This window comes from uncultured Parasphingorhabdus sp., from assembly GCF_963975735.1.
Taxonomy (GTDB): Bacteria; Pseudomonadota; Alphaproteobacteria; order Sphingomonadales; family Sphingomonadaceae; genus Parasphingorhabdus.
Genome location: NZ_CAXBIA010000002.1, coordinates 89,846 through 101,475, shown reverse-complemented (window position 1 = coordinate 101,475; position 11,630 = coordinate 89,846). Strand labels below are relative to the sequence as shown.

Here is an 11,630-nt window from a genome sequence, read left to right as displayed (position 1 = left end):
GGCTATCCTATAGCCTCGATAAAGATCAGCTCTTTTTGAGCGACAAACCACCAAAGCGCTTGTTGAAGCGAGCCACCTGGCCACCTTGATCGAGCAGGCGCTGGTTGCCGCCGGTCCATGCAGGGTGCGAGGAAGGATCAATATCCAGTTGCAACGTATCGCCTTCTTTGCCCCATGTTGAACGGGTTTCAAAAGTCGTGCCGTCGGTCATCTGAACGGTGATCATGTGATAGTCTGGATGCGTATCGGATTTCATTTTCGGCTCCTAAACAGGCTGGTTTCCGACCAGACCCAAAGCGAATAAATTTAACGGAAGCGGCGCATTAACCGCCGAATGGCAAAAGGGCAAGATTCTTTTGAAAAAGCTTAGCCTTCAGGAGGGTCAGCGATCATCGCGGTAAAGTTCGCCTCGGCGGCCAGCTTGTCCCCGATCATCGCCCGCCCCGAGAACTTGCAAACACGCGCGCGCTTTTGTTCAAATTTCACGTTCAAGGACAACAAGCAACCCGGTTCGACCGGTTGACGGAACTTCGCCCCGTCTATCGCCATAAAATAAACCAGCTTGCCCGACCCGACCATGTCAAAACTCTCCATCGCCAAAACGCCGGCGGCTTGCGCCAGCGCTTCGACAATCAAGACACCTGGCATGATCGGCCTGCCCGGAAAATGACCTTGAAAAAACCCCTCGTTCATCGTGACGGCCTTGATCGCACGAATGGATTCGTCCTTTACGAGCTCTTCCACCCGATCGACCAGAAGCATGGGATAACGGTGCGGTAGCACCGCCATCACTTTGGTTACATCATAATTGAGCGGTTCGGTCATAGACGATCAACTAGCGACTGGCTGGCTGAGCCGCAGGTGGCTGTTGCTGCTGCTGGGCAGCCTGGCTACGTGCGCTTGCTACCAGCAATTGCTGCAGCTGCTGATGCAGCGATACCGTGTTGCGCTGCGGTTGCCAATCTGCCGGCGGTGTTGTGCTTACAGTTGGAATTCTTGCATCCAAAGCAGCGGTGATGTCATCGGTGACATCGGCTTGGGCAGGCGCATAAATAAACGCATCCGGGCTCAAGATAACGCCGATTTTCTTGCTTGTAACAACCTGCTGCTGAGCATTGCCATATTCTTTGAAGATGCTCTCAACTGCAAACATCTGCGCTTTGATTGCGGGTGTTTGCAGCTTCTGGATCTCGGCCTCTTCCGTATCAATGCTCTGCAGAACGGGGTTTTTCGCCCGTACAGCCGCATCGAGTTCTTCCTGCGTCAGTTGCTTGTCGCTGTTCGTGTCCAGCTGCGCCCGCAATCCGTTTAGCGTTTTGTTGCGCGCATCAATCTGGTCGAAATAGGATTTATATTGCGTTCCAATCTGCGAATAGGCGGCTGAGAAAGCTTTTGTTTTCGCGATGGCAATCGTCGGGTTCACCGTGGCGATGCCGGAAACCTGAGCGCTCGCAACCGAGCCAAACGCCAAGGGCGCAGCAGTTACGGCGAGAACGGTGAGTGCAGTTTTGAAAAAACATGTCATCAGAATTGTGTTCCTACGTTAAATGTGAATAGTTTTGTATCATCACCCGGCTGCTTCAGCAGAGCTTTGGCGATGTCGATCCTGAATGGACCAAATGGCGAGTTCCAGTTGACACCGAAGCCTACAGAGAGGCGCGGACTGATTGAATCACCAAAGAAACGCTCCGTGAAGCTGGTGGCTATGCCATTGGCGACCCCGTTGGTGGTGGCATCGAACGTGGTCGCTACAGCTCCTGTTGCATCAGTGGTCAAATAGAGCGGTGCAGCGGCACCAGTGGGTGATGCATTGCCCTGACTGTCAACAAGCCCGGTTGATTGCGTTTGAAGATCGGTCAAAAGCAATGGTTGAACCACATTGAAAACGGCACCGACGTCAAGGAAAATGGAAGGCCTCAGACCCAGTTCACGGGCACCGGATCCAAGCGGAATTTCAAGCTCCGCCCGTCCCAGATAATAAGCGCGACCACCAATAGCGTCGTCGGTTTGGTTCCCGTTGGTCAATTCTACAATTTCGTTGATCGGATTGCCGTTTGTATCCAGTCCCGGGATGGTTGAGGAGCGCACAACGCGTGGGCCGACGCCGCGGATATCAAAGCCGCGAATCTGCGGTTCACCCAAGAAAAAGCGGTCTGTAAGGCGCACATCATCGATGCCATCTCCGGCAGCCGACGAACGGTTTTCCAGCGGGTGGATATACCCGCCTTCCGCACTTGCCGTAAAGATGAAGTCACCCAGAACACGCCAGTGCTTGGAAGCATTCAGACGGCCGCGGAGATATTTGACACTGCCACCCAGGCCGGCGAAATCGATGCTGCCGACGATGGATTGACCGCGGGTTGGGCGGACGCGATTGTCCCGGTCATCATAGATCAGTGAAGCGCCGACCGATGATGTCGTACGATTACCCAGAGCATCGCACAAGTAGCGTCCTGCGAGCAGAGGATCACAGACGTCTGCCGTGCTATTTCCGCGAATGCCGTCGCCATTGCTGTCCGTGAAGAACAGGCTTGGCTCCAGCGTCACATCGTCCTGACTGAGGCCATAACGGACCGACGCGGAGAGATATTCGGTAATCGGAACACCAGCCCGGACCTGGAAACCCGTTGTAAGTTGCTCGAAGGTGGTTTGGCGGTCACTGTTGACATAATTGAAACTGTTCAAATCACGCCGGAAGAGATCCACACCCACGGCTATATTCCGATCGAACAGATAGGGTTCCGTAAAACCAAGCTCGATCGACTGTGAATAGCTGGAGTAACTGACGCTGGCGCGCAGCTCCTGACCCTTGCCGCGGAAATTCCGCTGCCTCACCGAAGCCTGAAGAATGAAATTCTCGACGCTGGAGAAACCGGCCGAAAGCTGGAGTTCGCCAGTCGCCCTTTCTTCAACATTGGCTTCCAATATAATGCGGTCGGGCGCGCTGCCCTGCTTCTGTTCGATTTCCAGATCTTCCTGGAAAAATCCCAGCGATTTGATCCGGTTAGCAGACCGTTTGACCTGGAAGCTGTTAAACGCATCACCTTCGTTCAGGCGGAATTCCCGGCGCACAACCTTGTCCTGGGTCAAGGTGTTCCCGTTGATATCGATCCGTTCGACATACACACGATCACTTTCCGCGACCTGGAACAGGATATCCATGGTTAGCGTTTCTTTGTTCCGCGTGAATTGCGGACGGACATCAGCGAAAGCATATCCGAAAAGTCCGGCGGTTTCGGACAGGCGCTCGACCGTGTCTTCAACCTGCTTGGCGTCGTAAAAATCTCCGGCTTTCATCGGCAACTGAGGCGTCAAAAATTCGGGAGTGAAATCGCGAATATCGCTTTCCACCGTCACTTCACCAAACTGATAGCGCTCGCCTTCTTCAACCACATAAGTGATGATGAAGTCTTTCTTGTCCGGCGTAAGTTCCGCTACGGCCGAAATGACGCGGAAATCGGCATAGCCTTCCGTCAGATAGAACTGACGGAGTTTCTGCTGGTCAAATGCCAGGCGATCCGGATCATAAGTGTCGCTGGAACTGAAGAAGCGATAGAAGCGTGATTGCTTGGTGACCATTTCACCACGCAGCTGGCCGTCTGAAAATTCCTCATTGCCGATTATATTGATCTGCTGGACTTTGGACTTCGGGCCTTCGTTGATTTCGAAGACGATATCGACACGATTTTGGTCCAGCTGGACCATCTTGGGTTCGACATTGGCCGCAAAACGGCCTTTGCGTTTGTATAGCTCGACGATCCGAGCCACATCGGCCCGGACCTTCGAGCGCGTGAATATCTGACGCGGAGCCAGACGGATCTCGGGATAGATTTTATCTTCCTTGATCCGCTTATTGCCCTCGAGCAAGATCCGGTTGATTACCGGATTCTCGACCACCTCGATAATGACGGCACCATCGTTGTTGCGAATGCTGACGTCTTTGAACAATTCCGTCTCGAACAGGTCCTTCAGGGCCTGATCGGCAGATTCCTGAGTGTAGGACTGACCAACGCGCAATTTCATATAAGACAAGACCGTGGTCGGCTCCAGCCGCTGGGCACCATTGACCACGATAGACCGTATCGTGCCTTCAGCGGCAGCAGCAGGCACGACCGACGTCGTTTCCTGCGCTTGCGCCTGTAGGGGAACAGCTGTGCCACCCAAAATGGTACCACACATCAACAAGGGTAGAAGCCGCTTTTTATGATCCACAGACAAACTCGCTTTCACACCATAAACCAAAAATAAAAAGAAATTGGCCTCAATATACCAACTTCGCGAACCCCCTGCCCCAATGCAGCGAGTCAATCAATGGTCAATCAGCCGGAGACCGCCCGGAACAGACCAAAAGAGGACAAATCGTTGAACGTCACCACCAGCATGAACACCATGACCAGTGCAAATCCGGACCGGAACGCCCATTCCTGCACTTTTGCACTGGCCGGCTTTCGCCGAACCGCTTCAATTGCATAGAACATCAGATGCCCTCCATCGAGCATCGGGATTGGCAGCAGGTTGATGAACCCCAAGTTAATTGAGATCAGCGCCACAAAGAGAATGAAAGCCTCAAGCCCCAGCTTGAACTGTTCACCGGAAACTTGAGCAATTTTAAGCGGACCGCCCAGTTCCTTGACCGAACGCTTGCCGGTTATGACCTGGCCGAGGGTTGTCGTAATCTGGCTGACAATGCCAATGGTTTTCTCAACCGCTATGACAGGAGCCTCGATCGGACTGACTTCCCGCCATTCCACCTGGCTGGAGGACATTCCCAGCAAGCCAAGCCGGAATTCATTGCCGAATCTGTCCTTCAAAATATTGACGCCAATCTTGCCCTGTTTGGCGATTAGCTGGCCGTCTCGCTCGTAGATGATTTCTACATTCTGATCGGGTATCAACATGATTTTCTGCTGCAGGTCCTGGAACAGGTCAATTTTTTCACCATCGACCGAGATGACCCTGTCTCCAGGCTTCATCCCGATTGTGGCTGCAGTTGAATTTTCCGAAATATCCTGTGCAACAGGCAGGGTAGCACTCGTCCCGTAGGCGATCACAAAACCCATGATGATCAATATCGCAAAGATAAAATTGATTGCCGGCCCCGCAACAACAATCGCGGCGCGCTTCCAGAGTGATTTGGACTGGAAGGTTTGATTGCGTTCTGCAGCCGGCAGATTGAGCCATTCTTTGCTCTTCATCCCAGACGGATCCATATCACCGGCGAATTGGACATAACCGCCCAATGGCAACATGCAGACTTTCCAGCGGGTTCCCCGATTATCGGTCCACCCGGTGATCTCTTTGCCAAAGCCGATGGAAAAGGTTTCTGCCTTCACACCACACCAGCGACCGACCAGATAATGGCCCATCTCGTGCACAAATACGAGCACGCCAATGACAATAAGAAACGCCAGAAGCGTCAGCAAAATACCGGGGTTGTCCGTCAAACCTTCAATTCCTCGACCAGTTGCTCGGTCCGAACGCGCGCCTCTTTGTCGATTGCAAAGATATCCGCCAACTCGTTCGGTTCCGGCGGACTATAACTATCTAACAGCCGCGTTACAATCTCTGTGATGTCCAGAAACTGAACCGCGCCCTTGAGAAATGCAGCAACGGCAACTTCATTGGCCGCATTGAGCATCGCCGGTTTCGCGCCGCCCGCCGTGATTGCGGCTCTGGCAATTTTGGTCGCCGGGAAACGGTCTTCATCGGGTAGCTCAAAATCAAGTCTTCCGATGGCCGCCAGGTTGAGCGGCTCGCAATTGGTGGTCATCCGGTCCGGCCAGGCAAGAGCGCTGGCAATAGGTATCCGCATATCCGGAGAGCCAAGCTGTGCCAGCGTCGACCGGTCATGATATTCGACCATCGAATGGATCACCGACTGGGGGTGCACCAATATCTCGATATTCTCCAGACCGACCGGGAACAGATAATGGGCCTCGATCAGTTCCAGCCCCTTGTTCATCATCGTCGCACTATCGACCGATATCTTGGCGCCCATGTCCCAATTCGGATGCGCAACCGCCTGCTCCGGCGTGACGCTGGCCATCTGCGCGCGAGTCCATGTTCGAAACGGTCCGCCGCTGGCGGTCAGGGTGATCTTGCGGACCTGATCGATCCGTCCGCCCTGCAGCGTCTGGAATATCGCATTATGCTCTGAATCCACGGGTAACAATGTCGCCCCGGATTTTTGCGCCTCGGTGATCATCAATGCGCCAGCGGACACCAGCGCTTCCTTGTTGGCGAGTGCAACCGTCTTGCCACAGCGCAAGGCTTCGAGCGTTGGCGGCAGTCCGGCGCAGCCGACGATCGCTGCCATCGTCCAGTCTGCGCCCAAGGCAGCAGCGGCGACCAGTGCCTCCGCTCCGCTTGCCGCCTCGATAGACGTCCCTGCCAGTTCCTGCTTGAGTTCGTCATAGGCAGAATGTTCTGCGACGACCGCGATCTCTGCGGAAAATTCTTTGGCCAGAGCAGCAAGCTGGGAAGCATTGCCGTTGGCGGTCATGGCAATGATATTATATTGGTCCCGGTGCTGGCGAACAAGATCCAGAGTCGACAGACCTACTGATCCTGTCGCACCAAATATCGAGATGGATTTGGTCATGACAGGGTTGGCCAGTGCTCGACCAGCATGACCAGCGCGACAACCGGCGCGACCGGGATCAAGCCGTCGAGACGATCCATCACACCGCCATGGCCCGGGAAGATCGTCCCGCTATCCTTGGCGCCCGCTTTCCGCTTGAGCCAGCTTTCGAACAAGTCACCCATTTGCGCCAAAACCGCCAGTGGGATGCTGAGCAGCACCAGATAGAAAGGAAGCTCCCAATAGATATGCAGGACAAAGCTCACGGCCGCTGTCAAAATTACACCGCCAATCAAGCCGGCCCAGGTCTTGTTGGGACTATATTGCGGAGCCAATTTCGGCCCGCCGATCGCACGCCCTGAAAAATAGGCACCGATATCGGTGGCCCAGACCAGCGCCAGCGTCCAGAGCATGATCAATATGCCGTTGTCGATGTCGCGCAAATAGAGGATCGCAAGGGCCGGAAAACCGGCATAGATCATACCCGCAGCGAGTTTGAGCGAGCGGTCAAATATTGCAATGAACATCGCCGCGCCGAAGATCAGACCGAGCCCCAGAAATGATGCCCCGGCAGCCCATGGCGACATGATCGCCAAAGGCACCGACAGCGCATACATTGCCAGCTTGCGGTTTTCGTGACGTCCTGTCAGCCCCGCCCATTCACTCATGATGCCCAGCGCCATCAGCACAACGAGCAGCCACAGCAGCATCCCGCCAAAATATCCCGCCAGCAAAGCTGCTGCGATCAGCAGCACGCCTACGATAATACGTGTTTGCAGTTCATTCGACTTGCCGGGTTTCGGAGCAGAGGGTTCAGCCACGTTCAGCGTCCACCGAACCGTCGCTCGCGGTCTCCGAATGATTTCAGAGCTTGCACAAGCTCCTTCTTGTCGAAATCGGGCCATAGCGTGTCGGTAAAATAAAGTTCGGCATAGGCCGCCTGCCACAAAAGGAAATTGGACAGGCGCAATTCGCCCGATGTCCTGACCAGCAAATCGAGCGGCGGCAGATCGGCAGTATCCAAGCCGCTGGATATATGTTCGAGACCAATTTCTTCGGGTTGCAGGTCGCCTTGTTTCACAGCGGTCGCAATATGCTGGACCGCCCTGAGCATTTCGTCCTGCGCGCCATAGTTGAGCGCGACGGCCAGCGTCATCCTGTCATTCCGAGCCGTTTTTTCGATAGCACTGTCGATCATCGCGACAATGTCGGGTTCCAAGGCCTTGTAATTACCGATAACTTTCAACCGCACGCCATTTTCAACGAATTCGTTGATGTCCGACTGGATATACTGGCGCAGCAATCCCATGAGATCACTGATTTCATCCTCGGGCCGGTTCCAGTTTTCGGACGAAAAAGCATAGAGCGTCATGACCTCAATGCCCATTTTACCGGCTTCCCGGACGATATTGCGAACCGCCTCGACACCTTTCTTGTGGCCCAGCGCGCGCGGCAGATGCTTGCGCTTCGCCCAACGCCCGTTACCATCCATGATGATCGCGATGTGACGGACGCCAAATGTCGGGTCCGCTATACCGGTTGCGCTTTGCACCGGATCTCCAGAACCACCCTTGGAACGCGTGAGCTTCACTGGGTGAGGATTTCCTGCTCTTTTGCGTCCGCGAGCTTGTCGGCTTCGGCAATCATCTCGTCGGTCAGCTTCTGGACTTCGGTTTCAAGCCGCTTCCGGTCATCTTCGCTGATTTCCTTCTTGTTCTCGTCGGCTTTCAGGTCATCCATGCCGTCACGCCTGACATTGCGGATGGCAATGCGGGCCTTTTCGGCAAATTGGCCGGTCAGTTTAGCGAGGTCCTTGCGGCGCTCTTCGGTCAGATCGGGGATAGGAAGCCTGATATTGGGACCATCCGTCATTGGATTTAATCCCAGACCTGCCGATCGGATTGCTTTTTCCACCGGCTGGATATTGCCCTTGTCCCAAACCTGAACCGACAACATGCGTGACTCAGGCACCGATACGGTAGCGACCTGGTTGAGCGGCATTCTCGATCCGTAAACCTCGACCGTGATGGTATCCAGCAGCGCGACATTGGCGCGACCGGTACGCAGACCGCTCAAATCATGCTTGAGCGCTTCCAGCGTGCTATTCATCCTTTTTTGCAGATCGGCTTTGTCATATTTTGCCATTGCTGTTTCCCCTAAATATTATTCGGTTGTTCCGACCATGGTCGCAGTTCCACCGCCACTCAAGACCGTTGCCAGATTGCCCTGCTCGCGGATCGAGAATACGACGATCGGTATCTTGTTCTCGCGGCAAAGCGCCACGGCGCTGGCATCCATCACCTTCAGATTATCGCTCAGGACCTGGTCAAAGCTCAATTCGTTATAGCGTGTCGCGGCCGGGTCCTTTTTCGGATCGGCATTATAGACACCGTCAACGCTGGTGCCCTTGAAAAGTGCCTCACAGCCCATTTCTGCAGCGCGTAATGCCGCTGCGGTATCGGTTGTGAAATAGGGGTTGCCGGTTCCTGCTGCAAAAATAACGATCCGGCCCTTTTCAAGATGGCGCACAGCCTTGCGGCGGATATAAGGCTCGCACACGCTCGCCATCGGAATGGCAGACAAGACCCGCGTGTCACAACCCATCTGCTCGAGTGCATTCTGCACGGCGAGAGCATTCATCACGGTTGCGAGCATGCCCATATAATCGGCGCTGGTCCGTTCAAAGCCCTTTGCAGCCGCAGCCAGCCCCCTGAAGATATTACCTCCGCCAACGACCAGACAAAGCTCGAAACCGGCTTCTTTGGCAGACTTCACTTCGGTCGCGATGCGGTTGACCGTCTCCGGGTCGATCCCGAATTCGCTCGACCCCATCAGGACTTCACCAGAGAGCTTCAGCAAAATACGCTTGAACGCCGGTCGTTTCATGCAAATCCTATCCCGCCGGAATCAATGCCCGGCCCCAAATACAACAATGGCGCAGACCATAGATAGTCCGCGCCATGCTGCCAAGCGTTACCGCCTGAAATATTCAAACTGTTGCTCGATTAGCCAGCAACCGCAGCAGCAACTTCCGCTGCAAAATCTTCTTCTTTCTTCTCGATGCCTTCGCCAAGCTGGAACCGGACATATTCGGTAAGCTTGATTTCAACACCGGCATCTTTACCGGCCTGCTCGACGACTTGAGCGATAGGAGTTTTATTATCCATCACGAAAGTCTGGCTGAGCAGCGCATTTTCCTTGGCAAATTTTGCCATCGCGCCGTCGACCATTTTCTCGACGATATTTTCAGGCTTGCCGGACTCAGCCGCCTTTTCGGTAGCAATTGCACGTTCGCGGGCAAGCATTTCAGGGTCGAGACCGTCTGCATTCAGCGCCAGCGGGAATGCAGCAGCGATATGCATCGCAATCTGCTTGCCGAGTGGTTCGAGAACGTCAGCGCCAGCGGTGCTTTCGAGTGCAACCAGTACGCCGATCTTGCCCATCGTCGGGGTAACCGCGTTGTGGATATAAGGAACGACCAGACCGCTGGAAACGGCAACCGTTTTCATCCGGCGGATAGCCTGGTTTTCGCCGATTGTCGCAATATTGTTGGTCAGAACGCCTTTTACGCTACCACCGGTAGGATAATCCGCAGCTGCAAGCGCCTCGACATCATCTTCATTCAAACCGAGCGCAACGGCTGTTACCTTGGCAACAAAATCCTGGAACTGGTCATTCTTGGCAACGAAATCGGTTTCGCTGTTCACTTCGACAGCAACGCCCTTGGTACCTTCGACGGAGACGCCGACAAGGCCTTCTGCTGCCGTGCGGCTTGATTTTTTCTGGGCTGCGGCAAGACCTTTGGTCCGCAACAGATCAACCGCTGCTTCAACGTCGCCATTGGTTTCGTTCAGCGCCTTTTTGCAATCCATCATGCCGGCGCCGGTACGCTCGCGCAGTTCTTTCACTGCTGCTGCTGTAATAGCCATAATTAGTTCCTCAATTTCGTGTTCAGGAAATGTGAAATTGGGGCGACATAAAATGTCGCCCCGCTTATTCTCATAGCGGTCAATATATGACCGCAGAAAGATGCTTCAAGTTCAGGCTTTTTCGTCTGCCTTTGTGTCATCTTTTTTCGCGGCAGCTTTTTTGGGAGCTGCTTCAGCCGGTGCCATTTCTGCTGCTATTTCAGCAATATCGGCAACCGCAGCTTCTTCGCCAGAAGCCATTGCACTTGCATTGGCTTCGCTCGAAACAATCTGTTCGACCGGAGGAGCAACAGCTGCCCCGAGATCGGCACCAGCTGCAACCATAGCGTCCTGGCCGCCCTTGGTGGCTGCTGCAGCAACGGATTCACAGTAGAGGCGAATTGCGCGCGCCGCATCGTCATTGCCCGGAACCGGGAAAGCGATGTTGCTTGGATCAACGTTCGAATCGAGAATTGCGACAACCGGAATACCCAGAACATTGGCTTCCTTGATTGCGAGTTCTTCCTTGTTGGCATCGATCACGAACATGACATCGGGAATGCCGCCCATGTCACGAATACCGCCAAGCGAAAGTTCCAGCTTGATGTGCTCGCGCGTCATCTGCAGAACTTCTTTCTTGGTAAAGCCGGCGGTGTCACCACCGAGCTGCTCTTCCAGGGTTTTCATCCGACGGATCGAATTGGAAATTGTTTTCCAGTTGGTCAGCATGCCGCCGAGCCAGCGATGGTTTACGAAATGCTGGCCGCTTGCGCGGGCTGCTTCAGCGATAGGCTCTTGCGCCTGACGCTTGGTACCGACGAAGAGAACCTTGCCGCCAGCGGAAGCCGCATTGGCGATAAAATCAAGCGCCCGTGCGAACAAGGGCACGCTCTGCGAAAGGTCAAGAATGTGGACGCTGTTGCGGGCGCCAAAGATGTATGGTTTCATCTTCGGGTTCCAGCGGTGGGTCTGGTGGCCGAAATGCGCTCCGGCTTCAATCAATTGCTGTAGGGTGACGACAGGGGCCGCCATAATATTTCTCCTTATCCGGTTATGCCTCTGGAAAGCTGAGAACCTCAAACGACCTGAAAGACCGCCATTGGCACCGGTATGAGTGCTTTCCATGTGGAATGAGCGTGCCG

The 11,630-nt window shown here is 54.4% G+C and carries 12 protein-coding genes; all 12 read right to left on the bottom strand.

From position 1 onward, the window contains the following. Nucleotides 1-25: 25 nt before the first annotated feature. Complete coding sequence (gene rpmE / locus AACZ86_RS04040) at nucleotides 26-256, bottom strand: 50S ribosomal protein L31 (protein WP_067198668.1); 231 nt, start codon at nucleotides 254-256, stop codon at nucleotides 26-28. Nucleotides 257-366: 110 nt separating this feature from the next. Next, the gene (gene fabZ / locus AACZ86_RS04035) at nucleotides 367-825 is read right to left on the bottom strand and encodes a 3-hydroxyacyl-ACP dehydratase FabZ (protein WP_339689522.1); all 459 of its coding nucleotides are present in this window, start codon (nucleotides 823-825) and stop codon (nucleotides 367-369) included. 10 nt (nucleotides 826-835) lie between these two features. Continuing rightward, entirely contained in the window at nucleotides 836-1,525 is a 690-nt protein-coding gene (locus AACZ86_RS04030) for an OmpH family outer membrane protein (RefSeq protein ID WP_339689520.1), read from the bottom strand. Further along, on the bottom strand, nucleotides 1,525-4,179 hold the full coding sequence (gene bamA / locus AACZ86_RS04025; RefSeq protein ID WP_339690238.1) for an outer membrane protein assembly factor BamA: 2,655 nt from the start codon (nucleotides 4,177-4,179) through the stop codon (nucleotides 1,525-1,527). The genes AACZ86_RS04030 and bamA overlap by 1 nt, the downstream gene beginning before the upstream one ends. Nucleotides 4,180-4,319: 140 nt before the next feature. Next, a complete protein-coding gene (gene rseP, locus AACZ86_RS04020) occupies nucleotides 4,320-5,444 on the bottom strand; it encodes an RIP metalloprotease RseP (protein ID WP_339689517.1) in 1,125 nt (374 codons plus the stop codon). Next, complete coding sequence (locus AACZ86_RS04015) at nucleotides 5,441-6,601, bottom strand: 1-deoxy-D-xylulose-5-phosphate reductoisomerase (RefSeq protein WP_339689515.1); 1,161 nt, start codon at nucleotides 6,599-6,601, stop codon at nucleotides 5,441-5,443. The genes rseP and AACZ86_RS04015 overlap by 4 nt, the downstream gene beginning before the upstream one ends. Then, complete coding sequence (locus AACZ86_RS04010; protein ID WP_339689514.1) at nucleotides 6,598-7,401, bottom strand: phosphatidate cytidylyltransferase; 804 nt, start codon at nucleotides 7,399-7,401, stop codon at nucleotides 6,598-6,600. Before AACZ86_RS04010 ends, AACZ86_RS04015 begins: the two co-directional genes overlap by 4 nt. A 2-nt stretch (nucleotides 7,402-7,403) precedes the next feature. Next, nucleotides 7,404-8,114, bottom strand: coding sequence for an isoprenyl transferase (locus AACZ86_RS04005; protein WP_339690236.1), 711 nt, complete (start codon nucleotides 8,112-8,114; stop codon nucleotides 7,404-7,406). Between the two features lie 53 nt (nucleotides 8,115-8,167). Beyond that, complete coding sequence (frr, locus tag AACZ86_RS04000; RefSeq protein WP_339689512.1) at nucleotides 8,168-8,725, bottom strand: ribosome recycling factor; 558 nt, start codon at nucleotides 8,723-8,725, stop codon at nucleotides 8,168-8,170. Between the two features lie 18 nt (nucleotides 8,726-8,743). Beyond that, nucleotides 8,744-9,466 (bottom strand): UMP kinase, encoded by a 723-nt coding sequence (gene pyrH, locus AACZ86_RS03995; RefSeq protein WP_339689509.1) that lies wholly within the window; start codon nucleotides 9,464-9,466, stop codon nucleotides 8,744-8,746. A gap of 119 nt (nucleotides 9,467-9,585) precedes the next feature. After that, nucleotides 9,586-10,509, bottom strand: coding sequence for a translation elongation factor Ts (tsf, locus tag AACZ86_RS03990; RefSeq protein WP_339689507.1), 924 nt, complete (start codon nucleotides 10,507-10,509; stop codon nucleotides 9,586-9,588). 111 nt (nucleotides 10,510-10,620) lie between these two features. Next, nucleotides 10,621-11,520, bottom strand: coding sequence for a 30S ribosomal protein S2 (rpsB, locus tag AACZ86_RS03985; RefSeq protein ID WP_339689506.1), 900 nt, complete (start codon nucleotides 11,518-11,520; stop codon nucleotides 10,621-10,623). Nucleotides 11,521-11,630 lie beyond the last annotated feature (110 nt).